At 56.9% G+C, this 24,477-nt stretch carries 16 protein-coding genes and 2 pseudogenes; 10 read left to right on the top strand and 8 right to left on the bottom strand.

Features of this window, described 5'->3' with window-relative positions:
* A partial coding sequence (locus tag NKI85_RS27650) for a hypothetical protein (protein WP_352531550.1) occupies nt 1-240 on the bottom strand: 240 nt, incomplete at its 3' end.
* 169 nt (nt 241-409) lie between these two features.
* Here NKI85_RS27650 and NKI85_RS27645 point away from each other — a divergent pair.
* Together NKI85_RS27645 and NKI85_RS27640 are read left to right on the top strand one after the other, a co-directional pair.
* The gene (locus tag NKI85_RS27645; protein ID WP_352531552.1) at nt 410-1,279 is read left to right on the top strand and encodes an IS3 family transposase; all 870 of its coding nucleotides are present in this window, start codon (nt 410-412) and stop codon (nt 1,277-1,279) included.
* 65 nt (nt 1,280-1,344) lie between these two features.
* Nucleotides 1,345-1,470 (top strand): annotated as a pseudogene (locus NKI85_RS27640) (helix-turn-helix domain-containing protein); the annotation flags it as partial.
* Nucleotides 1,471-2,773: 1,303 nt separating this feature from the next.
* Here NKI85_RS27640 and NKI85_RS27635 read toward each other — a convergent pair.
* Nucleotides 2,774-2,988: pseudogene (locus NKI85_RS27635) on the bottom strand (ATP-binding protein); the annotation flags it as partial.
* Between NKI85_RS27635 and NKI85_RS27630 the strand changes: the two are divergent.
* Together NKI85_RS27630 and NKI85_RS27625 are read left to right on the top strand one after the other, a co-directional pair.
* Nucleotides 2,912-3,181, top strand: coding sequence for a hypothetical protein (locus tag NKI85_RS27630; RefSeq protein ID WP_352531574.1), 270 nt, complete (start codon nt 2,912-2,914; stop codon nt 3,179-3,181). The pseudogene NKI85_RS27635 and the gene NKI85_RS27630 sit on opposite strands and share 77 nt — an antisense overlap.
* Before the next feature lie 312 nt (nt 3,182-3,493).
* Entirely contained in the window at nt 3,494-4,882 is a 1,389-nt protein-coding gene (locus tag NKI85_RS27625) for a UDP-N-acetylmuramoyl-tripeptide--D-alanyl-D-alanine ligase (protein WP_352779138.1), read from the top strand.
* Nucleotides 4,883-4,995: 113 nt separating this feature from the next.
* On the opposite strand, the gene NKI85_RS27620 is transcribed toward NKI85_RS27625, so the two are convergent.
* From NKI85_RS27620 to NKI85_RS27595, 6 genes are all read right to left on the bottom strand, one after another.
* Nucleotides 4,996-7,218 (bottom strand): CapA family protein, encoded by a 2,223-nt coding sequence (locus tag NKI85_RS27620; RefSeq protein ID WP_352531556.1) that lies wholly within the window; start codon nt 7,216-7,218, stop codon nt 4,996-4,998.
* A gap of 444 nt (nt 7,219-7,662) precedes the next feature.
* Nucleotides 7,663-8,868 carry a TadE/TadG family type IV pilus assembly protein gene (locus NKI85_RS27615; protein ID WP_352531558.1) on the bottom strand — a complete coding sequence of 402 codons (1,206 nt, stop codon included), beginning with the start codon at nt 8,866-8,868 and terminating at the stop codon, nt 7,663-7,665.
* Between the two features lie 174 nt (nt 8,869-9,042).
* Nucleotides 9,043-9,468, bottom strand: a complete 426-nt coding sequence (locus NKI85_RS27610; RefSeq protein WP_352451186.1) for a hypothetical protein — start codon at nt 9,466-9,468, stop codon at nt 9,043-9,045.
* Between the two features lie 719 nt (nt 9,469-10,187).
* A complete protein-coding gene (locus NKI85_RS27605; protein WP_352779135.1) occupies nt 10,188-12,494 on the bottom strand; it encodes a CapA family protein in 2,307 nt (768 codons plus the stop codon).
* Between the two features lie 311 nt (nt 12,495-12,805).
* Complete coding sequence (locus tag NKI85_RS27600) at nt 12,806-13,267, bottom strand: hypothetical protein (RefSeq protein ID WP_352531562.1); 462 nt, start codon at nt 13,265-13,267, stop codon at nt 12,806-12,808.
* Between the two features lie 46 nt (nt 13,268-13,313).
* Nucleotides 13,314-15,662, bottom strand: a complete 2,349-nt coding sequence (locus tag NKI85_RS27595) for an ATP-grasp domain-containing protein (protein WP_352779132.1) — start codon at nt 15,660-15,662, stop codon at nt 13,314-13,316.
* A gap of 688 nt (nt 15,663-16,350) precedes the next feature.
* Here NKI85_RS27595 and NKI85_RS27590 point away from each other — a divergent pair.
* From NKI85_RS27590 to NKI85_RS27565, 6 genes are all read left to right on the top strand, one after another.
* Nucleotides 16,351-17,649, top strand: a complete 1,299-nt coding sequence (locus tag NKI85_RS27590) for a hypothetical protein (protein ID WP_352779129.1) — start codon at nt 16,351-16,353, stop codon at nt 17,647-17,649.
* Between the two features lie 96 nt (nt 17,650-17,745).
* The gene (locus NKI85_RS27585) at nt 17,746-19,353 is read left to right on the top strand and encodes an ATP-binding cassette domain-containing protein (RefSeq protein WP_352531568.1); all 1,608 of its coding nucleotides are present in this window, start codon (nt 17,746-17,748) and stop codon (nt 19,351-19,353) included.
* Nucleotides 19,350-20,681 (top strand): HlyD family type I secretion periplasmic adaptor subunit, encoded by a 1,332-nt coding sequence (locus NKI85_RS27580; RefSeq protein ID WP_352531570.1) that lies wholly within the window; start codon nt 19,350-19,352, stop codon nt 20,679-20,681. Before NKI85_RS27585 ends, NKI85_RS27580 begins: the two co-directional genes overlap by 4 nt.
* 60 nt (nt 20,682-20,741) lie before the next feature.
* Entirely contained in the window at nt 20,742-22,793 is a 2,052-nt protein-coding gene (locus NKI85_RS27575) for a hypothetical protein (RefSeq protein ID WP_352531572.1), read from the top strand.
* 386 nt (nt 22,794-23,179) lie between these two features.
* A complete protein-coding gene (locus NKI85_RS27570) occupies nt 23,180-23,467 on the top strand; it encodes an amidohydrolase family protein (protein ID WP_352779144.1) in 288 nt (95 codons plus the stop codon).
* Nucleotides 23,436-24,158: an SDR family NAD(P)-dependent oxidoreductase gene (locus NKI85_RS27565; protein WP_352779125.1), complete on the top strand. Its 723-nt coding sequence runs from the start codon at nt 23,436-23,438 to the stop codon at nt 24,156-24,158. The genes NKI85_RS27570 and NKI85_RS27565 overlap by 32 nt, the downstream gene beginning before the upstream one ends.
* Nucleotides 24,159-24,477: the final 319 nt, after the last annotated feature.

Here is a 24,477-nt window from a genome sequence, read left to right as displayed (position 1 = left end):
ATGCAGCAGGGCGCGGTTGTTGCCGGCGGCAATGAAGTCCTCGTGCCGATAGCTGCTCGAGCGCATGCCGAGCGGATCGAACAGCAGGCTCTTGGCCAGCGGCGCCCCAGTTTCGCATTGGCGGGTCTTCGGCGCTGCGTGGTGCTGGGCGTCCGCAGCGCGTCGAAGCGGTGCGGCGGCAAGCAAACGATCCTGCAGTGCCTGCGCCGTCGGATACGTCTGACGAGCTGTCGAAGGCATTGGCTCGCATCGCCGATCTGGAACGATTGGTCGGACAGAAGACCGTCGATCTCGATTTTTTGCCTTGCAGCACGTCGGGGAAGAACGCCAGCAGAGCGGCGCGCCTGGCGGGACGGCATCTACACGGTCATCCAGGCGATGATGGCGTCCTTTTCGATGGCTGCAAGGCGTGATCGGGATCGAGCGGATGTGCAGGCTCGCGGGCGTGAGCCGCGCGGGCTACTATCGGCATTGGCAGGTGTCGTCTCCACGCCGTGAGGAGGCAGGTCTGCGTGATGTGATCCAGCGCCTGGCGCTGTCCAATCCGCATTACGGCTATCGCCGGATTGCCGTGCTGCTCGGCTGCGGGAGCTGGCGGGCGAACCACAAGCGTGTGCTGCGGCTGATGCGCGAGGACAATCTGTTGTGTCTGCGCAAGGCAGGTTTCGTGCCGATGACGACGGATTCCAAGCATGGCTGGCGGGTCGTTCCCAATCTGGCACGAGGCCTCCAACTGACCGACATCGACCAGCTCTGGGTCGCCGACATCACCTATGTCCATCTTGCCGAGGAGTTCGCCTATCTGGCGATCGTGCTTGACGCCTACAGCCGCAAGGTCATCGGCTGGGCAATGGCAACCCATCTCAAGGCCGAGCTGGCGATCGCTGCGCTCGACCAAGCGATTGCGGTGCGCCGACCTCCGCCGGGCAGCGTCATCCATCACAGCGATCGCGGCGTGCAATATGCCTGCGCTGAATACGCTGCACGACTTGCGGCGCATCGCATCCAGCCGAGCATGAGCCGGATTGGCAATCCCTATGACAATGCCAAGGCTGAGCGCTTCATGCGAACGCTAAAGGACGAAGAGGTCGATGGCCGAGCCTATCGCGACATCATCGATGCCAAGAAAAGCATCGGCGAATTCATCGAGCGGGTCTACAACAGGCATCGCCTGCATTCAGCGCTCGACTATCTCTCGCCGGATGAATACGAAGCCGGCCTAACGCGATTGCGCCAGGATCCCCCAGCCGCAATCCAAAACCTGGAGAACTGTCCCTAATTAGTGTCTCACCCAAGGGGTGCAGTCCAATGGGTAACACTTTTGGCTTTTGGCCGGAGGTGTTGATGCCGTGGAGAGAGTATTCGGTGATGGAGGAACGTCTTCGTTTTGTAGCTCGCCTTCTCGACGGGGAAGGCATGAGCGATGTGTGCCGGGAATTCGGCATCTCGCGCAAGACCGGCTACAAGATCTCGCGCGCTCCCGCTACCAAGTTTATCTCAATGAAATCAAGGCATTAACTGGAAGGTTGCTTTATAGAAGCGTTCTTCATGTCGCGCATGTTGGAAGCTGCCACGGCTGATTTCCAAGCGTTTCCTGCGGCTATCGGCAGATCCATGCGACATGAGCGCGACATGGGAAGCGGGCCGGGACTGCAGATGTCTGCACTGTCGAGTCTATAAACATCCAGCAAGGCGCTGGCGCGGATAACCGTGCCAGCGCGCCAACGCCCGATGCGCGCGGCAGCACAGCGTCGACGGACCTCATGACCCAGCGCTGTTTGGAAGCCGAAAGAAGCTCTTCCTCCTCCACGATGCCGGCCATGTAATTTGCAATGATCCGGGACGCGAGCGCTTCACGTTGATGCACGGTCTGACCGTCAACTTTCAGCCGATCGAACCCGCGACTGAGCAACGCCAACTCGGACTGGTCGAAAACACCCGCGTCCCGAGCTCTTTGATGGATCGGCATTACCCCTCTCGCCCGGAGATTTCTTTACAGAATTACCAATCGACACAGCAAAAGCAAAGTCGCCCCTTCGAGTGAAGGTCTGCCATTCGATCAATATTGCGCACACCTCGACTTGAGAGAGAAGAATTGCCACAAGGCGCCGGTTGAGCGTGCGACGGTTAGGCGCCCAGTCCCGGCATCAGGCAATGACACCAAGCCAAGGCTCAGCTACGCTGTTGCGGCGGCGGACCTGATTCCCGCCTTGGCCGGCACCTATCTCCCGCCCTCCCCCCTCTCCCGATGGGTGCCGGCTATCTTCAGCGCGGGGCGGATTGCGCTTGTGTAGCCTACAGGCCCAGGGTCAGAGACAACTGGACAACAGGCGTGTCTTGCTCACGGACATCAATCGCTACGTGGGGCTGCTCCAGCCTTTGCACCTGATCTTTCGCTAAATTCGAGCAAGGCTCGAACCTGTACGGTTTTCACACTCCTCATGGTGAACCCACCGCCGGCGTGCGCATCGGGCCTTCGAATGTCGGCGCATCGACGATCTTGCTTTCAAGATAGCCGTCGTTGCTGCGGTAAGGCCCTTCTGACCCGCCGGGTAACTCCAGCAGCCGACCGCAGGCGACGGCACGATCAATCCGTATCGCCCCGCGCGCGCTCTGAGGCCGCGAATGCTGCGCACTGACCACCCGCTCGGCGGAACGCTCTCGTCGCACCAATTGAACGCGCGGGCGACGGCTTCGCAGACGTTGCGTCTGCCGCCTTTGTCAAACGAATCCAGGAATTGACCCCTTTGGCGAACTGAAGAACTGACCCCCTTCATTGGTTTGCTTCGTTTGTTTCGGGCACCGAGCCGACCTTCTGCAGAAGGCCGGACCGGCGCTTTTCGCGCAGCCTGTAGCTGTCCCCCTGATGGTGATCACCGTTGAATGGTGAAGCAGGCGATCCAAGATTGCCGTGGCCACCACGGGATCTCCAAAAACGCTCCCCCATTCACCCACCGAACGGTTGGAGGTAATCAGGATCGATCCCTTACGCGCGGTGGCGACCAACGTGAGACGAGATCGAACCAACAACCCCGCAATCGGCATCAAGGGCAAGCGCCACGGGCCGCCCGCCAACGACGAAGCCGGGTATTTCGAGTTCTGCCCCGTTTGTGGCCAGACGTTCGACAAGCGAAACCTTGGCGAGGTGCTGCATCACTATCTCCCAACCATGAGCCGTTGAACTCGACGGATGCGTAACCAACCTTCGAACAGACGGTTCCGGTCATCCAAGATCATGATCGGTCCCAACCAGACGATCTCAAAAGTGATTGCGGATCTCGTCGTTAAAGTAGCGGCCTTCGCGAAGGCCGCTTTGAACCCGGCAAAGGTCTCCGGTGGTACCCGGAACCATTGCATATTGGGCGGAATTGGCTGAAAGTGATCGGACCACAGGGCGGGGTGTCGGACGGCTACGCATTCCAGGTGGCCGAGGCGCGGGTCAACGTGATTCGGGTCGATCGGCGGGACAGGGGGAGAAATGCACCCTTGGACGATGGCTGAGCTTGCGGAGATCACTGCAGGCATATGGGAAGGCGACCTGCCGGAAGACTGGACGACCGACCGCATAGCCTTCTGCGACGCACTGATCGGCCCCGGCGCGCTCGTCATCCCATGCGTTGGCACCTACCGTTACGGCGTACACACCAGGAAGATCAGGCGCTTCAGGCGACAGGGGCTCGCGCTCCTCGCGGACCGAGAGTACCGGTCCAACTTCGAATACTTGCCGTTGCTCCGGGTGGCTTCGGTCCGCGTCGCCATGAAGTATCTCGCCAAACGAGCGCGGGCTGCTTACGGCGGACGCCTCATCGCCGTGGGCGGCAGCGTCGGCAAGACGAGCACCAAGGCGATGATCAACGCCATTCTCACCGCAACTGGTTATCAACCGTTTCCGGACAAGAACTTCAATACCAACAGTGGAGTGTATGGCGAGATCGCCAACCTTCCCCGTGATGGCTTCCACGTTTTCGAGGTGTCGATTGGCTTTTATCGGAAGCTTAGCGCGCTTGCGCTCAAGCCGCATGTCGCACTCATCACGACAATCGGCGACGCCCATCTCGAAGAGTACGGCTCGCGTGAGGCCATCGCCAAGTTGAAAGCCCGCCTGTACGATGTCGCTAAGGGCGGCACTGCGATCATGCCTCGGGATTCCGAGCATTTCGAATACCTCCGAGCCCGCGCCCTGTCGTTCGGGGCGAAGGTCGTGTCCTTCGGTGAACATGCTAAGGCCGACTACCGGCTCGTGGACTATTCGCCCGAAGATCAACTGGTGCATGCGGTCCTGAAGGGCCGGGACTTTGCCTACAAGTTAGGTAATCCAGGGCGGCACATGGCAGTCAACAGCCTCAGCGCGCTGGCGGCTGTCGATTCGCTCGGCCTTGATCTGGGAGCTGCGACCAACGCGCTCGCCGAGGTGGAGGCCATCCCCGGGCGCGGCGAAGTCATACGCATCGCCCTCGCGTCCGGCGAGATCCATATCGTCGATGAGGCCTACAACGCGAATCCGACATCAGTAGCCGCCGTGCTGGCGGCACTTGCTGAGGGGCAGCGCGCAAGTGGGGGCCGAAAGCTTGCCCTTCTTGGCGACATGCGGGAACTCGGGCCACGATCGGCCGAATTTCACGCCGGTCTGGCGGAACCCGTTCTCGCGGCCGATCTGGATATGGTGATGACGGTTGGGACGCAGATGACATATCTCCGTCGTGCCCTGCCGGAGTATCTCCTCGGCCCACACTTCGCGACAGCAGACGATGTGTTGCCCGAGCTCGCCACTATCCTGCGCGCGAAGGACCTCCTTCTTGTAAAAGCTTCGAATGCCATGGGTCTAGATGAAGTTGTAACTCGCCTGCGCCGGCAATTGGACTCTCGACTAGGTCCGCCGTGATATAGCGTCCCAGGGTAGTGCCGGCTGGGCGCCGTCTTTGCAACCGGAGAGCTGCGTACATTCATGCCCGCTCGTCCGCATTAACGCCTGAAATGACAGGATGAGCAATTGCGCTACCGTCGAAGGGCGAAGCGCGGTGACAGAGGAACTTGATTTTGCAAGTACCACCACCCAAAATCATCTTTCTTAAGTTTAATCTGGTGGTCGAACTGGTCGGGAAGTGTCGCACGTCGTCTCAATTCCGACAAGACCAATGCAGCTTGCATGGCATTCACAGGACGCGTGCGGAAATCGGTGACCCGGTTGTCGCAAGACACCGGGTAGAGGCGCAGCTCCGCCTCCCCCACACCCAGATGTAGCCGCGCGATGAGACTGTAAGGGAAACCACTCTCTTTCAGATAGCGACCGGGGGCATTGTAGACAAAATTACCCAAAGAGCACACCAACCCGCCTTCTTTGCAAAACTCTACCTGCTGTAGACAATGGGCGCCATGCCCAATAACCAGATCTACCCCGGCGCGCATTGCCTCTTTCGCCAAAGCGAACATCTCCTGCGTCGCCCAACGATAATTCTTGCCGCCCCAATGCGGTTGAAACACGATCATCGCCTCAGGAAAGGCGGCTCGATAGAGGCGCACTTGGTCGGGCAGGAAATGCGAGAATCCCTCCCCAAATCCGGCCACTCCTGGCGTGTGGGGCCCGGCATAGAACTTGAAATTCTGGTCGTAGTCTCTGCGGTACTCGAAAGCAGAAAAAACTATGACTTGGGCAACACCTAAATCGATCAAAAGTGGGGTTGTTGCTGCGGCAAGGTCGGGCCCCATCCCGATCGAATGAATTCCGCTGGACGACAAAGTGTCTCTCATCGCCAATGCGGGCTCCTGCCCAAAGTCCATTGAATGGTTATTGGCCAGCGTCACGGCGTCTACCCCAAGGCGCCGAAGTACGCTGAGCGTGCGCACGGGGTCTTCCCAGGAAAGAAATTTCTTTTGTCCGCCAAAGATATCCGGTGGCGAAACGGCAAGGACTGTCTCGAGGTTAAGGACCAGAACTGCACGATTGGCGATCATCGGCCGCAGGGCGTCGAAGAAGCTGTCCGGGACCTTGCTTAAGCGGGCGCGTGTCTCAGGCCACCGGTCGCTGAGATAGCCGTCACCAAGGCTCGTGTCTCCGCCGAACATGATGGTGGGCGGCTGGCTGCTGGAGACTTCAAGCCTATGAAACGGTAGGTCTAGGTCAGGCGAGACCACCAGAGCGGGCTCTTCGGCGCGGGCTGCCGAAGGCCGTGGCCTGTCGGCGGTCAGCATATCGGTTGGCGGGTGTGCCTTGAGAAACAGCTGGCGGTCGCAAAACGCCGCTATCAGACGGCATACATCGATTGCATCGCCGTGTGCGGGATATACATAAAGCCCTAGACCGGGACGGTTATTGGCTTCGATAATGATGTAGCTACCGGGGTTCGGGGCTGTGGTATGATCGTACGCCATGACATCGAGACCGATCACATCCAAGCCTGGCGCGATTTGAGTGGCTCTTTCGGCGATACGCCGCATCTCCGGATGTACGCTGTCGGTGATGTTCCGCGTCTCGCCTCCTAGCAACCAACCGGATTTGGCGGCGAGCGGAACGATCCGACCTTTGGACGGAACATCTTCAAGCGTCATTCCCTGCCCGGATAAGAAGTTGCGCCGTGCTGCGTCGACCTGGATTGGATACTCGGACAAATGTGAATTGCGAGCACGCCGGGCGTTTTTTTCGTCGATAAGGGCCGCGACGTTTTGCTCTCCATCCCCTACGACATGTGCAATAACCTTCTCAATCACCGCGACGCACTGTCCATCTATGACCAAGTATCGCGCTTCGACTGCGTTACTGAAAAATGACTCGATGAGAATGCCCTTTGAGGACCCGACGCTGGCGAGACCCCAAGCTGCATCTAACGTTTCGGGCGTCACACCGACGGTAACCCCCCTGCCTTTTCTGCCGTCGGCAGGCTTGACTACAACGCTACCCATCCGCGCCACCAAGGGTCGCGCCGCCTCTAACTGATCGGAAACAAAGACGTGCTGTTCAGCCACCTCCAGGCCGTGTTCCTTCAGAATTCTCGAAGTTAATACTTTATCCTTTAAGATGCGGCTTCCCAAGCGCGACATAAAACTGGTCTCGCCTTCGAACAAATAACAATGTCGACCGCCCTTTGCGACCCGCAGCAAATCACCGAATCTTGTCGAGGTGTAGCCAAGTTCCTTAAAAGCAGCCTTCATCGCGTGGGCCGTGCGGAACTGCGGCACCCCGTCATAAATATTAATTGGACCCAGAAGTGGTATCTGCACCATTTGAAATTGCCCAGGCCAACCCCGTTTTGGCTAACTTAGCGGAAGAGGTAGGACCTGGGAAGTATACTAGTTTCCGGCTCGTCGGCACGCTATTGGCTTAGAGCCGAGCCTGTCTGCGGAGACATAGGCAAGCTCTCACGGCGCCAGTCCCGCTGAAGCGAGCAGCGGCGATGTCAGTCACCTTCAGATCGACTGTCGCGTTTCACCCGGGATCGTCGCCAACCACCAGCCGCGGAGTGCGTAGACTGCCTTCTCTGTAGACGCAAAAATGGCACGCTGCCGGCAGAGCAGCGGAACTGACAGAGATCTCTGGCGGCAATTTCGGCCATGCATTTGACCGCAGCCGCCCGGAATGGTTGCTTCGTCCCAGCCCCGGTTATTCCGTCCAAAACGCAGCGACAACAAAGGTGTGGCCCTGTCGCGAGGACTAACATCATCACTGCTTCAGCGAAGGAGCACTATCCCTAACTCTCTAAGAGCTTTCGGCGGAGTCGCACCATAGCTATCCAGGGTCACGCTCGAGTTGCCGCTATAGAAGAATTGCCAGGCAACAATCCAACCTGAGTTGGCAGTCGACTTCAGGTCTTTTGTCCCTCTCATCCGAAAATGATGGTGGGGCAGGTAGATAGCCCCTTCAATTAAGTAGTTTTTGTTTCCGGATAATGAGACCGTTGGCACAGAGGGCGTAACTGTGCGTGACCCGAAGATAGCGATGCCAGCGTAAATGCCGCTCGTGGGAGCCGAAATCCTTACGCCACCTTTGCCTGCTGACTGAATAATGCTTGACTCGGAGTCAACGAATATCGTGACTTGGTCGCCCGAGAGATTCACATGGCTGCCGATGCTCACTGTTGCGTTCTGAAAATAGTGAACTCCGGTAGAAAGAACGACGTTTCCGTCGAAGTCGATGTTTCCACAGAACACCCGACCGGCCGGAATGGTAACATCGGTCAGCATCTGATTACTGTAATCGCAGCCGTTCGGTGGAGCGGGCTGCGGTATGTCGACAAGTGGGTCTGCGAGTTCGGGTTGGTTGGTTTTCGGGATGATGGTGTAACCGCCGCCTTGGTAATTGCCCACTATAGAGATTTCCCTGGCGACGATCTTTCCGGTTCCAACGTGCCTCAGCGCCTTTGGACTGGAGGAATTCACTTGGATACCGCAGTTTGGCACCGAAAGGCCCCCGGAACCCATTACCGTCAGCGCTCCATTTGAGGCAGGATCGAGGACATAGAAGCAATAATCTGGCGCGGCTTTTCGGGCCGTTGCCGCCACGTGAAGGTTAATACTCCGAATTCCAGCAAGACTCATGAAAGCGGTTGGCATTCCAGCTGAGATTTCAACCGCCGCCTCTCGCGTCCCAGCAGTAGGAGTGGTGATGCTCACCCCAACGACAGCGCCGGTCACGAAGGAGCTATTGGCCAGCGCCCAATTCTTCGCGGCATGGACGGCTTCTTCGTTTCCTCCGTCGCTCTCGACAGCAGCAAGAGCCGCCGAATCGGCCATCTCCTGCAGCTTGGATTTCCAGGAAGCGGCATTGACAAAGTCAATGCTAAGGCCAAGGGCCAAGCCCAGTGGCACCACCATTAAGGCCATCGCGACGGCAAAGTTCCCTTTCCTTTCGAGCAGCAGATCTTTCAGTGTCCGCATCCAGAAGCCCTCTCTTAAGAGCAACTTAGACCGAAGGCGGTTTAGAATTTACTAAATTAGAACAATCAAACGCAGTGGCAATTCACGCTCGGCAGAAAGGCGATGCAAGCTGTCTCGCTACTCACTGGCTGAGTGAAACGCGGCAGACCTTGAAGTCAGCGATGTGCTAATTCTCTACTTAAGGCCGAAGACTTGCTGAGCTTGGTCAGACTGCAACAAGTCGCGTGCCGAATGTCCTACACCCGGCAAAATCACGAGCCGCCAATTGAAAGGCCACCCGTTAGCGGTCGCGACAGCTTGCGCCAGCTCAAAAGTGAACTGCCCCCGATCCAAACGCGTCTCTCCTTGGCGCATAGCAGCTGCGCTTTCGTTTAGATCGACATCGCCAGTGTCGTCTTCTCCAAGATAGATCGTTAGAGGCAAAGCCAGATAGGCCTTCAACTCCTGAGAGGCTTGATCCGGCGTATAGACGCAGCCCGAGGAGAGACATCCCAGCCCGTAAGCTGCCGCCTCTGCTAGCGAGGGCAATACGTAGGTCGACGGATTGGCTACGACCACTCTCTTGGCATCCGACAAGGCAAATGCTGCAACACGCGACATGAATTGACCTCCCGCCGAGTGCCCAAAAAGGTAATACTGCGCAGTCGGCAGCCCCTCTCGGGCCCTCGCCCAGTTTACCAAGCCCTTCACGTACCAGACAGTCCACCTGTCCCGAGGTTGAATTGTGCCCGAGTTGACAATGCCTCCCCGCTGATAGCTCCAGCCTGGGAACCTTTCCAGGTCGAAAAGCGGCGCCATAACGATCAGGCAATTTCGATCCGCAAGAGGCTGCGCGTAGTCTCGGTAGGATTCGGCCGTTCGGCTTAGTCCATGGAACACGAACAGGATCGACGGATTGGCACAGTTCTTCGGATGATAGGTGTATACCGTCAACTTTATGCCGTTAATAGTTGCTGAGGTCGTACCTTTTCCAACCTTCCAGGCAAGTACTTGGCCTGAATACGTCAGACTACAGCCTAAGACGACTGCCGCTAACAGACGGATTAGAAATCGCACCTGTCGCTCCCATGGACGATCCCGCAGGGATGACATATCCCATTAGCGGCAGCTAAACAAATCAAAACCGGCTGAGCAGTAAAGAGTTCGTTTCTCCAAGTCTGGTCCTCGCAACGTTCGCAAGCGACGCCTCCGCGGCACCTCAGCGTCCTGAGTGACAGGGTATCGGCTCCTCGTTTTGTCGGCACGTATCGCTCGCGCCGCCATTGCGATCGAGGAACCCAGTGCAAATCCGCGTACGGCAACGCATAAGCTTCGGAGCCTCACGCCAGTGCAGGGATGGCCAATTTAAGGCATCTGTCTTGAACGGCTACGACAACATCGGCGAGTCCAGGCGACAACGCCAGCAACCGATCGATTGTCGCGCGACCGGCTGCCCCTCCCATTATCTTTGGTTGGTAATCGAGGCGCGGGTCTCTGTTTTGAACGTAAACTGGAAAAATATCTAAACAGATCTGCTTCGCACCAAAGTGGAAGCAAGGCAGAATGGACTCCCCTTTGCTGTTTCCGGACCCAAAAGCAAAATTGCCGACACTGTATAATATCGGCCGACCATTATAAATCTCGATCGGCTGAAGGATGTGGGGATGATGGCCGATGACTGCGTCCGCACCCAGGTCGATAAATAGCCGTGCTTTCATGCGATCTTGCTCGGTAGGTTGGCGCTGGTATGGCAAACCCCAATGTACCATCACGGCGATCCGATCGACCAGTGGACGAAGCTGGGCCAGGTCACGCTCGACGAATTCGGGCACATCTTGTGCGGAGCCTGGAAGTTCGCCACGAGCCGCTGTTCGACGGTTCCAGTAATATCCGAGAAGTCCGATACGGATATCTGCGCCATCAAAAATCGCGGGGTGGTAAGCAGAGCTCTGGTTCCTACCACCACCGTACGGTTGGATATACTGTCGCTCTAACGTGGCTAGCGTCTCAACCACGCCACCCCGACCGCAGTCTTGAATGTGGTTATTCGCGACAGTCATGGCAGCGAAGCCTGCACGACGTAAGACAGAGGCTGACTTGGGATCGACTTTGTATGAGTAGTTCCGAGTGGTACCTGCTTTCTCTGAGATGGTGGAGAACGGCCCCTCAAGGTTTCCCGTTATCAAAGCGCAGCGTCTAAAGATCGGCCTGATCCAGGCGAAGGCATAGTCTGGGCCAAACCTGCGGATACGATGACGCATCCGCATCCCGGTCATCACATCTCCGACCGCCGCCAAATGGTACGGAGCGCTGGCGGACGAAGAGAGGAACTGTTCAAGTTGGTCCGGGTCGATGAGATCGATGTCATCCGGAATTATGACCTCTGAAAACTTCTCGCGAATATTTTCAACATGGCGCCGGACTTCTTCCGACTCACTGAGGCGGTAGAGGGGTGGCTGAACGGAGGGTGCCAACAATGTCTCAACCGCTGAAGAACTAAAGCCGATCCCACGTTTCTCAAAAACGCTTCGGATCAGTGTTTCGTACCGGCTGCTGAATCTCGTTCGGTCTGCATGAAGCAAACACGAGGCGAAGTTCTCCGGAAATGACCTGAGGGCGCGCGTTCGAATTCCGGAAGGAGCATACGGGCTATCAGAAAGTCGTCCCAGCGCCAAAAGGGCAGCTACAACTAACGAAATGCAAGTAAGTTCGTCTCCCGGAAAAGCCTTGTGCAGGTCCCACATTGTCGCCGCTATGATTTGCGCGACCAGCGCCTCCTGCGGCGGCATGTCGGCATCGTCCATACGTGAGTCATTGGCAAGAGTATCCGATGGTACGAACTCGGCATCATGACGGAGGTGCCAGCACCATAGGTAGGGAGTCGAGAGCATCGAGGCCGCAAAGTATGTGCTCAAGGCGTACTCAAGTGGGCCGGGCCTGCTGAAACTGGCGCGCGGTGCATGCAGCCTGTCGGCTTGGATGTCAGCGGTATGGCGCACCACGTGAAGTCCGAATGCCTGATATATGAAGCTGGCATTGTGCGAGGGGTCGCACAGATAAGCACCGCCTGAAATTCGTGGAAGCCACCCTTCCGCCGTGACTGCACGCCCCGGGCCAAACAGCAATTCCCCACAGAGGGGGATCGAAAAATCATCGAGATTTTCGATTCTTGCTGGATATCGGTATTTGGTCCCTTTGACCGGCACCAACCTAAGCAGGTTCCCGTTAACTCCCCCTTGTTTCGGCTGGTGCGCATTGACGATCGCCCTGACCTTCGGCAAGGGGCCCTCGCCGAGTGAACGAAGCACTTCGTTCACTCGATGAGCCATCAAGGAGACGTGGTAGTAGACGTTGACCTGGCCGAAGCGTGCCGCAGTCTCACAACCTTCCTGTTCACCAAGAATGCCGCCGCCAAAAGGCTTGAAGACATAGTTACCTTGCTTGTCGGGCAGTGCTTCGCCCATCTCACCCGTGGGCCAGTTAACTTCCGCGGCTGGATGACCAATTACGTCCACGTACCGCCCACGCAGGCCTTGCCTCTCTGTGTTCTGGTAAAGATAAGGCAGTTCGACCTCGGTTGAATGCACCCGGCCGCCAGTAAAATCTGAATCGCAACGCTCCCAGACGTAAACAGATCCAGTCGCCATCTTTTTCCCCAAAGCTACTGTTTCTTCTGCGAATGCTGAGACGCAAGAATTCACAAGTCTTGCGCTCTGCAAGCCTCCAAACCTTTCGCCGACGGTGCTGAAATTGAGTCCGAAAGGACATGCCGTCGGTTGCAGGCCAACTCTCTACGGGGCGCGGAGATTGTCCTTTAACATGCTCTGGGGCCGCATTTCCCTCCATGGTGGGAAGCTGGATCCGCATCTGCAGCCCAGCTTCCTGGAGCCTTTTGGCCTCAATTCGCCCGCCCCTTTTTGGGGCTACACAAAATCAATCTCCTGAGGAAGCACATCTATCAGATGCTTGCGACCGGCTTTTTCTTCTCTCCGTTTATTCGAGCTGCCTTACTGAGGCCGCCTGCTGAACTGTTATCCTCACCCGATGCAGCGAGCTCTTGCCGAGCGCTCTCCAATGCCTTCGCTGCAGATCCCTCCTTAATCACCTTAAGTTCTTCCGCGACCATATTCGATTTTATGAGATGCCACTTGTCGAGGGAGGCGGCGCGCACGAAGCCGTAAGCCGATGGCATACGGACCATCAGCCAGCCTAGCTTCAATAATTCCTCCGTGAAGCCTCTCACGAACGCTGCCCTGCCGACACGCCGTCCAGTTAGGCGCCTGAATGTCTTGTACGACATTCTTGCACGGGTTCGCGGCTGTCCCGCTTTGTTTGTGGTGCGTTTCAAGGTCAAAGCAACGAGTGTCGCCGCATCATTTAGCGAAACAATCGGTGTGGCAGTTGGCGAAACAGTATCCATAACTTTACTCTCCTTTGCTTCAGCAGAATCGATAAACTCATCACTGCTATCGAACGTCGTTCGTCTCGGGCCGAACCGAAGGAAATGGGGCCACTTCATCGAACCAGCCATCCTTTTTTGCCAAATACGACATTGCCATTGCGTGCATGGCAGCCCTTATTTGCGGTGGCCGCGACTGAGACATAGATGTGACAGGTTCCGCAGCTAGCTCACCAGATCTCGACACAAGCGCTATTTTGGCGCCCGATCCGTCAGTGCTCCATCTCAAAGTTAGAACCAAACCACCACTGTGCAGGTGCCGACGTAGGTCGGTATCAATATCAGGCTCGGAACTTACCAATATTAGTCGTGTAGTCGGCAAGGTCGACAGCGAACGGCGGGACCATTCATCTTCGCTGTTAACAATGAAATAACCCTGGTTGCCGCGCTGCAACACCCGCTGAGTGAGATCTTCGAGAACTGTACCATTATCTGCATCCGTTCGAGTCATCGAGACCGCGCGGCAAGCACCCAGACAAAGACCGCTCGCCCAAAGTCTGTCCGGAGAGGCTGCATAAACCAGAGCTTCCAGGAACGGGTCTCTGGCCAGCATTTGCGGGGTTGTCCGCCGGCCAAATTCCTGGGGTACAGTGTTGATGTAAGCGCCTCTTTTCGACAAGAGACCAACTCTTCGCCCTTCGGCTTGGAACCGGTGATCGATTGCTGTTGCCACCATACCAGTGTGTCGATCGCCAATGACGAGTACGGTGGCGATTTCCGATGAGCCCGGCTCATTGTACATATTGGCCAGGATTACCTCACTCACATCTCTCGAGATCCCCGCTCGCGGCCAAAGATGAAACTCGATCCCCGGCCGTGCATTTACCTCGATGACAGTACACCCGACCTCTTTGTAAGATCTTGCAATGTCGGGCATGATGAGATCTATCCCGGCAATGCTAAGGCCGATGACTCTGACGATGCGCTCGCACAGTTGCTTGTTATCTGGATGAACGGAGCTTGTAACATCGACCGGGATGCCTCCACGGGCGAGGTGACCGGTAGGTCGGAGAACCAAAGGCTGCCCGGAAATTGGGACGGACTCCGGCGTATGACGATGCAAGGCTAGGTGCCGTAGCAACTCATCGTCGATTTCTACAGGAGAAAGACGTCTCCCGTCTCTGTCCGGTTCTCGATTCAAATCATGAATCAGGTCAAGTATCGTTTTTTCACCGTCGCCAACGACTTGGGGGGGGCAACACATGACCGCCGCCACGAGGTGATAGTCAACGACTGTCGCTCGAAATTCCGGGCCGGCGATGAACTGCTCAACCAAGACGCCATACCGCTCTGACTGAGTGACGTCGTGCGCTATATCGAATGCAGCCTCAACTGCACGGCGTCCCCGCAGTTTAACCGAAACTCCCCGCCCCTGATTTCCCTGAGCCGGTTTCACCACGACGGTCTTACCCAGCTGTTTAGCGGCAGCGACGGCCTCAGGTTTGGTGCGAACGGTAATTTGACGGGGTACTGGGATCCCCGCTTGCGCCAAAAGTCTGTTGCCCAGCCTTTTGTCCAAGGCCACCTTCGCCGACGCAAACGATGTAGAACCCGATATCGTTGAGAACAGCTGCTTCTGGTGCTTGCCTTGGCCAAGGCGAAGGTGGTTACGGGCAATGAACTCGAACGGGATGCGATTTCTCTTAGCTGCAGCTACAAGCACAGCGGTCGAATTTGAAAGACGCCGTCTCTTCGCCCTTTCCAGGTTTAGCTCCCGAGTCTGAGCGTATTTCGGTGCCCCGTCCTCGCCTCGCGCCGCCTCACCAATCGCCTCAACGACAGCCGAAGCAGCCGCGCGCGACATCTGCGGGTCATCCGACTCCCAAACGATTGCAAGATGGCTTTCGGACGGGTCGCCTACTAGCGACGCCGTCGGCGAAAACGAATAGAAATTCATCGCGCGGCGAAGCTCAAGATCAGCGGACAGGATTGCATCGGCAATGTAGCGAGGGACCAAAGCGTCTTGTGCACAACCGGGAAACATTTCGGACAGCGCTGAGCGAGCCAGCGCAGTAAAATCGGAGATGCAAGAAACCGCTAGCTGCCCGATATTCAGGGTTAATTTGACCACCGTGTTCGTGCTATGCACATTAAGTCCCGACAGCACCTTAAACCTGACAATCTCAATTTTTCCCAACTCTTCAGATAGGCTGACCATAACCCCACTTTTGACCCCCTGATGTTCACGCTCCGCCTGCTTTTCGACCGTGTCCCACCGGTCGTGATGTAGACTTCCTGAATACCGTTGCGTTGCAGCCACTTCAAAAGCATCTCGAAAACCGGCCGCCCACCGATCGGCATGAGAGGCTTCCGCAAGACCAATGTGAAGGTGCGAGGACGTGGCCCATTCCACCACATTGAATGACTGCTTTCTTCTGATCCCCCCTTCTCGGCCTGAACGCCCCTGAATGCCATTGTCACGGCCGCAGCATCCGGAAGTCGAATTCTTGTTCTCTTAAAAGGCCGGTGAGATTTCCCGCCAGCCTGATCCGGACATTGCAGCTGGATGGTATGTGCCATCGAGGGTTGTGTCGTCGTGCGTTCGAATGGCGGGGATCCAGACGTTATGGTGTTCAATAGCCGTGCCGATAAAATCACGAGCAGAGAGGAAGAAAAAAAGCGTAAAAAGCGTAAATTGAATAAAGGTCGAATAGAAAAAGACTTGTAAATGCCACCTGAGTATAAGTGGGGCGAGTATCATGTCTGTTTCAAGAATTAAACGCGGGCGCCTGAAGAGAGCTAAACGCTCATTCGCTACCCGCCGAGTCGCGGCATCTCACATGCGGACACTCGTCACCGGGCCCCTACAGCCCGTCGCTGGCGATCTTGTTTTGGCGCGCGTTGATGAACTCGGCAATCACAGCAGACTGGAGCTCATCTGCGGCCGAAAAGCGATCATGTTTCCCGGAGATGAGATAATCCTCTGTTATGGAAACAGGTACGCTCCTGACCAGTTCGAGGCCGTAATAGGCCCCGATCTGGGGCCGTGCGACTTAGTAGCGGGGGGAGGCATCGCGGCATGTGAGCTTTCCAGGCATGCTCGCATGCTGGCGCCAACCAAGATCACCCCTCTCGGCCTGATTGGCGACAAGTTCGGCCGCCGGCTAAACGTGTGGGATTACAAGGTCAGCTCAGACGATTTACCCCCTTCACTGCCGATTGTTCTGTCGCTTGGGACCTCAATGAACGCCGGCAAGACATTGACGGCGACGTCATTGGTCAGAGGATTCAAAAAGGCGGGACTGAAGGTCGCCGCACTGAAAATCACAGGAACTGGCTCGGGTGGCGACACTTGGATTGTGCGGGATGCCGGAGCCGACATCGTTCTTGATTTCACAGATGCAGGATTTGCAACGACGTATTTAGCCCCGGTAGATTTGATTGAGAAGGGTGCTTTCCGCCTACTGAACCATGCCGCTGAAAATGGATGTGACGTCGCTGTTATTGAGATTGCCGATGGGCTGCAGCAGAAGGAAACTTCTGAACTAATTCTGGCTGAATCATTGCGTAGCATAGCTCTTGGCGCGATTTTCGCTTCCTATGACGCGATGGGAGCAAAGTATGGAGTTGATACCCTCCGCGCTGCTGGCCACAAGGTACTTGCAATTAGCGGCAGGATCGGGCGCTCGCCGCTCGGTGTGAGGGAGGCTGAAGAAGCCACTGGTCTGCATGTCTATTCCCCATGGGAGCTCCAGGATGGGGCACTCAGCCCCGTTCTACGGGCCCGCGCTTCTGAAAAACTAGCTAACGGACAGAGCAATAATCCATACCTTCGGCGCATAGCTGACTCCTCAAATCCAACTATGGCAATCGGCCAGGGTCGAGCCCATTCTTCCCAGCTGCGAGTTGATTTTTTGGGCAAGCTCGCGCACGAACTGATTCTGGCAGAGTTGGGAGAAACACCTGGCCACGGAAGGCCTGCCAGCGACAGCAGGGCGACATGGCCCAGTCCCTTTGGGAGCGTCTTGGTCACTTTGCCCGAGGTGCTATCGCAAGGCTCGAACCCCGCGTTTATGTCGATCCAGGCGCCCGCTGAGATGATAGAAGCGGCAGTGTTGGCAAAAACCCGTGGAGCCCTCAAGTCATCTCTGGGCAGCCTGGTCCAGGCCCTCGGGTGCCCTCCTCTGTCCGCCACCCAAATGTACAATCTCGTGAGCGGAGCTTGGTCGATGTTCGAGGCAGTTGATCACGATGAACGCCTTTTGGGAGCAAATCGGCATCAGCAAAATGTTCTTGCAGGACCTGCTTTGAGCCCTCATGACGATTTGGATGGGATGATCATGAATTTCTCGGGAATTTTCAACGAGGGCGGCGACCAGCATGCCCCGCTTGGGCGGGCGTGAAAGACGGTGTCCTTGGTGAGAACACGAGGTAGGCGGCGGTACAGCGCCCCGCTCAGCGAAATGTGGCGAAGGTCGATACCTGGCCTTGCTGCGGTTGTGGGTTTTGGTGTCTGTATCAATGCGCTCCGATTTGCTGGGCCGCTTTATTTTATACAAATATTCGACCGGGTCATTTCCAGCCGCAGCGTGGAAACCCTTATTATTCTGACCTTGGCCGCCTTGCTCGCTCTGGTAACCGGCGTCGTGCTGGAAGCCATTCGTCACCGTATGCTTTCCCGCTGGAGCGTTTGGATCGAGCACCACTTGACCAGCCAGTCCGTGAAAGCCGGATTGACGGCAGGCGTCCCCAATCCGCCGCTTCTGACCAGCATCGAGAAAGTCTCCAGCTTTGTTGAGCGAGGGCTAGCTGCTTGGCTGGACGTGGTCTGGGCTCCCGTTTTCCTGTTATGTGTATACTTGATCCATCCTGTTCTCGGCCTGATCGCGTTGGCAGGCATGGCTTTGCTGACAGGTATGAGCCTGCTCAAAGAAAAGATCACACAAGAGCCCCGCCAAGCTGAACGTGAAGCTGCCAAGCAGGCGAAAGAGGTATTGATCTCAGCGGAAAGGCACAAAGACGTAGTCGGCGCCTTCGCAATGGCCGACGCGATCGCCGGTCGCTGGGGTAGGAACAGAGTAGATGGCTTTTTGCAGCGGGAGCGGCTTAATGCCAGAGGATCGAGCCTTGATGCAGCGATCCGGGCGCTGAACCGTTGCGTTTACATAGTTCTATTGGCATCGGGCATCTGGCTGTTCCTGAACGATTCGGCGTCCCTCGGAGGCGTATTTGCAGCCCGGCTCATTGCCAGATTTGCTTACAGAATGGTGGAAAAGGCAGTTCGGGAGCTCAGAAGCCTTAGGGAAGCGCGGGAGGGATACTCTAAGATTAAGGCGGAGCTTGCCAAACCGTTGGACGTAGAGCCGTCTCTGCTTCCTGGAACGCCGCACGGCTCGTTAGTTCTCGATCAAGTTACATTCAGGCATGCTGGATCGCGAGCAGACGTATTTAGGAAACTGTCGCTTTCTCTGGCTCCTGGGGAATTGCTGCTGGTCATAGGACGTGCAGCCACCGGCAAGACGACGCTTTCTCGTCTTCTCATTGGTTTGCTCAAGCCCCGCACCGGTCAGATCCGCTTGGGAGACATGGACATAACCAGGCTTCCGGATAATGTTAGAGCTGGAGGCATTGGCTATTTACCTCAGCACGTTGAACTGTTTGAGGGAACCGTCGCGGAAAATATTGCACGGTTTCAACAAAGTTCTATCGATGACGTGGTTTCCGCAGCAAAAATAGCCGGAATACACGAAATTATCGTTCGTCTGGGCCAGGGCTATGACACTTTGCTTAACGACTCGGTCGGCCTGTCCGGGAGTGAACGGAAGCGAGTAGCCCTTGCCCGCGCGCTTTTTCGCGCGCCGAGACTTATTGTCTTGGACGAGCCATTCGCCAATTTGGACCCTGCCTCGAAGAAGGCCCTTGAGTCGGCGGTTAGGCTTATGAAGGATGCGGGAAGCTCGGTAATTGTGACCATGTCCGGACAGACCAACCGCCTTGCCGGACTAGTTGACAGGTCGCTGATCCTGGGAAGTCGATCGCCCGAGCTCACCGAAGGTTCCGTTCGTCCCGTTCGCTTAGGGAAAACTGAATTGCGGAGCGTTAAGTGATAGCTTCGCTCGCCCTTGGCACCAAACACCCCGGCACCCAGCAAGCCGAAGATCCGCCGCCGTTTGGTAGGCGTTTAGTGATCTCTGGTTTCGCGATAGTCGCTGCCTTCTCGACCCTGACCGGCATGTGGCTTGTCGCGGCACCTATCCAGGGTGCGGTCTTGGCCACCGGGGTGGTGAATGTCGCGTCAAACGTCAAGACAGTTCAGCACCTCGAAGGCGGCATCATATCAGAGATATTGGCTCAAGAAGGAGATCGCGTGTCCCCAGGCCAGGTGTTGATACGATTGCAAAACACCGCTTCGACGGCCGCTGCAAATGAAATCAAGGCGCAGTGGTACGAGGCGAAGGCTACCGAAGCGCGCTTGGTCGCGGAAAGAGATGGAAAGGACACGATCGAAATTCCGCCTGAATTGAAAGCGTCCGGCAAATTGGCAGCGGATGCTGTTTCCGGGCAGGAGAGTGTCTTTCGGACACGTCAAAACCTCTTCAGAGAGCAGCTCTCCCTGCTGCAGCAAGCAACCGGAAGCATGGCGAAGGAGATAGAGGGTTTTGAAGGGCAAGTCGTAGCGGCTACTCGAAAACTCGCGCTAATCGAGGAGCAATTAGGTGATGTCCGCAGCCTGTATGAAAGGAAGTTGGTGGTCAGGACACGCCTGGTAGATTTGGAAAGAGAAAAGGCAGACGTGGGAGGTGCCCTAAGCGGGTATGTAGCATCGATCGGCGCGACCCAGCAAAAGATGGAGGAGACGAAATTCAAGATCGCCGAACTTAGCGCCTCGACGACGGCCGATATCGTCGAGGCACTAGGAGAAACACGCGCCAAAATATACGAATACGAGCAGCGAATGGCGGCTGCTGATGACGTGGCGACGCGTACCGAGATACGCGCTCCTATCGGAGGCACCATAGTGGGACTTAAGGTCCACACGAATGGAGGGGTCGTAGCGGCCGGAGAGCCGCTAATGGACATCGTCCCTCAAGAAGACAACTTCGTTGTTGTGGCAAACGTTGACCCCCTCGACGTCGATCAGGTGAAAGTAGGGCTGCACGCGACGGTTTGGCTGAGCGCTGTGAGCAAACGTTACCAGCAACCGATGAGCGGTGACGTTCGCACTCTTTCAGCTGACCGACTAATTGATCCTCGGACCGGTCAAGCTTTCTATTCAGTTCGAATTGTTCTGAGACCGGAGTCTTTGAAAGCAGCGCCTGTAGCATTGCAAGCTGGGATGAGCACGCAGGTCATGATCGAAACTGGAGCGAGGTCAGCATGGGAGTATCTCAGCGCTCCTGTCTACGCCGCTATGGGTCGCGCCCTTCGTGAATAAAAGAACGAGCAATAAACAAAGAATTGGAAGTTCCCGTTAAAGTGCAATTGGGCGGATATCATGTCTTCTTCAAGAATTCGCGGGCACCAGAAGAGAGCTAAACGTGAATTCGCTACCCGCTGGGTCGCGGCATATCACATGCGCACACTTGCCACCGGACCCATACAGCCCGTCGTTGGCGATCTTGTTTTGGCGCGCGTCAATGAACCAGGCAGTCAAAGCAGATTGGAGCTCACCTGCGGGAGAAAAGCTCAGTTCCGTAATTTGGTCCCAGTCCGTGTGCTTGATACGATCGATGACCTTCGTAGCGCCATGACGCGGGAGACGGGCTCTGGTACGGCATTCCTCGACTACCTCCTCGAAGGTCCATACCAGTCGGGAAAGGGCGTCTGGATCAACCGCCGTAGCGAGGTCGTCGACTTCTACCGTAGCCTAATCGCCCGGTGTCCCCATCTTGAATCCGAGAGTCCGTATGGCGAGCACTACCGGACGAGAAATGTGCGGACGCGCGGCGACAACAGAGTCACGCTCCGACGTATCCAGGATGCTCCGGCCGAACACCAGCAAGCGGTCGCAGGGCACCGGCAGGAGCGCGCATTAAGCCGGCAGAGGCCGGTCGTCGTATTTGCCGGCGGACCGGCCGCGAAGATCGGCGCTATAATCGCGTCGTTGGTCGCGGATGGCGGATCCCAACGCTACGAGGTGAAATTCGTGCTGGACGGCGCCGAACAGTCCAACGAGAGCGGTTCGGCAAGTTACGAACACATCAACCATGCCAATGCTCTCAATGCCGAGCAGGACAACACAGGTCTCGGCATTCTTTTCTCGGCTGTGAAGCGGGCCCTCGTCGGCGAGCGTGATCCGGCAGTCGCGCTCGACGTTGAGTACAAGAAAGTCGATCTCTGGCCCCGCGCGATCGCTGCTCGCGATATACCGATCTATCTTGGGAATGAGCTCCATGGGCGCTGGCAAACACTCAAGGCAATGCTTGGGCTCCAGAACGATCACGTCAAGAGCCGGCTTGCCTCTAAGGCGTCTAGCGAGATCCTGACTTATCTCGAACAGAGCCTCGACTGTTCGTTCCGGCTTCCGAACGAAATCCGAAGGGCCGTCTTCCTTTACTTCACCCCGTCTCACTTCAGGCATTCGCTGAAAGACAATACCGACCTGGAGAGGAAGGTGGGGCTTCGTCCTCAAGGGCTATCTGCCGAAGACCTCACGCGCCTCTATGGCGCCGGCATCCTTGAGAAGATCGTGGCGGCGGATCTGTTTCCCGAGAATGCCTGCATTCGTCATGGATTCGATGCCGTCTGCCGCGAAATCCTTGAGCGCCGCGGCGCGGAATATATCCATAGGCACGCCATCCGCCAGATCTATCTGGAAAAAACAGGCGACACGACCAGAGCCGTTGCAGTCGTAATTGAATCACTTGCGACTGGCGAACAGCGTTGTCTGCCTGTCGACCATTTGGCGCTTTCCCTAGGGCCGACGGCTACGTTCCAGTACGGCGACGCTCCGGGGCTGGCGAACAGGACCTTGGACCGTATGAAGATCGGCTTACCAGTTCCATACCAGACCATTGCAGCCGGTCTCTCCGCACAGGTCCTGTTCCGAATCATCGACCCCGTGAAGGCGCAGAACATTCCGTTCACGGGAATGAAGCAAACGCATTTCGTTGAGATCGGCAGAACCAAAACGCATGTACTGATCAAGGTAACTTGCGGCGGCGTGATCGGGCTCCCGGTCTACAGCCGAAGCTACGGCATCAGCGCCTTAGCAAGCCTCCTGAGGACGATCACGCCTGAGATGGGGCTGCGATTTGAGGACGTGGTTTGCGCTTGGCCCTGCACTCGCGCCGTCAATGCCTCGAACAACGGGCAGATCGTGCAGTTGGCACAAAACAGTGTAGCGCGTTTCGGCGAAGGCGGAACGGGAATGTCGAAAATGGCGACTAATGCTCAGACCATGATTGATCTACTTGGCTTGGACTGGCCGCTGCCTTTAAACCTTAAAATTTCCCGCAAGCTCTATGAACATACAATCATCGATCATGTCTCCCGCATTGAGAGCCGGCTATTCAATGGCCGCTACCATCAACTGCCTTCGAAGTGACGAGGCGGGCCACAAGGAAGCCTCGTGTGTTCCGTGCTGATTATGAAACCTGCCGTTCTCCGATGGCTGGGGAGCGTCGGCGGCGCCAGCGGCATTACTGCGGGACTGGGTGGGACAATGGGCGGCACCAGCGGCATTGGCCTTTCACGATGCTGGCCTTCTCTACAGCACTCGAAGCGCTGCAACTTGAGAACCGCGAACTCGGCTACGCCCGCCCGATCCGCCGATTTTCCTTGCGATAGTGCTTCATATGGCGCGCCGGTAAGCGGACTCTGCTCACCCGCAGCAACGCAGCTTGAATTGGCAGGCTGATGAGTGTGGGGAAAGGCGGTAGCGCTCTCCCGCTACCAGTCTACCTTTAAGCTATTGAATCATAAGGCGCTGCGATTGGCTTCGGCACCGACCTCGACGGCGATAGCCAGGAAGATCAAGGGCTCGAATTCGCCCTCCGGACAGAGGTGCTTTCGCCGGCTGCGGTCATCCGCTCCGCGACCCGCACGAACGCGGCCCTTCTCCAAAGGGAGCACGATATCGGCCGCATTGCGGTCGGTTACCGCTCCGATCTCATCATAATCGACGGCGACCCTCTCAGGGATATCCGGATCCTTGGCGCGCCTAAGCATCTGCGGCTGGTAATGGTCGGTGAACGACTGGCGAAGAACGATCTCCTCTGAGGAAACCAAGATGGACAGACCACGCATCCTGCTTACCGGCGCCGACGGCACCATCGGCACCGCCGTGCATGCGGAGCTTAGCGGCTCAGGGGCCGAAGTGATCACCCTTGGACATCAGCCGGGGCCGATGATCGATCTCGTGGCCAACTTTGCCAGTGACGACGATCTTGGCCAGGCGATTGGGTCGATCACCCCCAGCCTCGACGGGTTGGTGTTCGCCCATGGCATGCTGGAGCCGGGGCCAGTTGATCGGGTGCCTCCTGTCGCGTGGCGACACATGCTGGATATGAATCTAAACAGCATATACACGATCATCCATGCCTCGCTGGAGCGGCTTGCCGAGAACGCCAGCATTGTCATTGTGTCGTCGACTGCCGCATTCGACCACAGTCCTGTTGGCGGGCCTCACTATAGCGTGAGCAAATGGGCTCTGAGCGGGCTCGTGCGCCATCTCGCGGACGATCTTGGGCCTCGGGGGATACGTGTCAATTCGGTGTGCCCGGGAACCGTTGAAGGTCCTATGGCCAGGGCGCTGCTCGGCGAACCGGACTATCTGGCGTCGTTGCAGGGCATTCCGCTTCGTCGAGCAGCGGATGCATCCGAGATCGCGGATGTCGTGTCGTTCCTCTTAAGTCGGAAGGCGAGCTATGCGACCGGCGCGAACATTCCCGTCTCCGGCGGCTATCGATAGAGTTAGTGATCGCGGCCCTGACCAGCCTGTCCGGATAACTCATTCGGTTGTTTCGCTCCATAATAACTACGCACTGGTGTGCTCTCGCCGGATTGACGAAGTGCCCGACGCTTCAGAAAGTCGCTCGGCGTGTATTGGCCGAAGCGGAGGCAGCTGATGGATGTCCTTGGCGATGACGATATCGACACGCCAGACTCTATTCCCACGAGACATCGCAGACGCGTTTGGCCATGCAGGGGATGGACCGCGTCATTCGGCTGGTCGCATGCAAACCGCTAATTGACGAACCAATGGTGGACCTCGTGGCGAGCCGCCCTAT

It is taken from the genome of Mesorhizobium sp. M0571, assembly GCF_040320985.1.
Lineage (GTDB): Bacteria > Pseudomonadota > Alphaproteobacteria > Rhizobiales > Rhizobiaceae > Mesorhizobium.
Note: the sequence above shows the minus strand (reverse complement) of the source record. Positions and strands in the feature narration are given on the sequence as shown.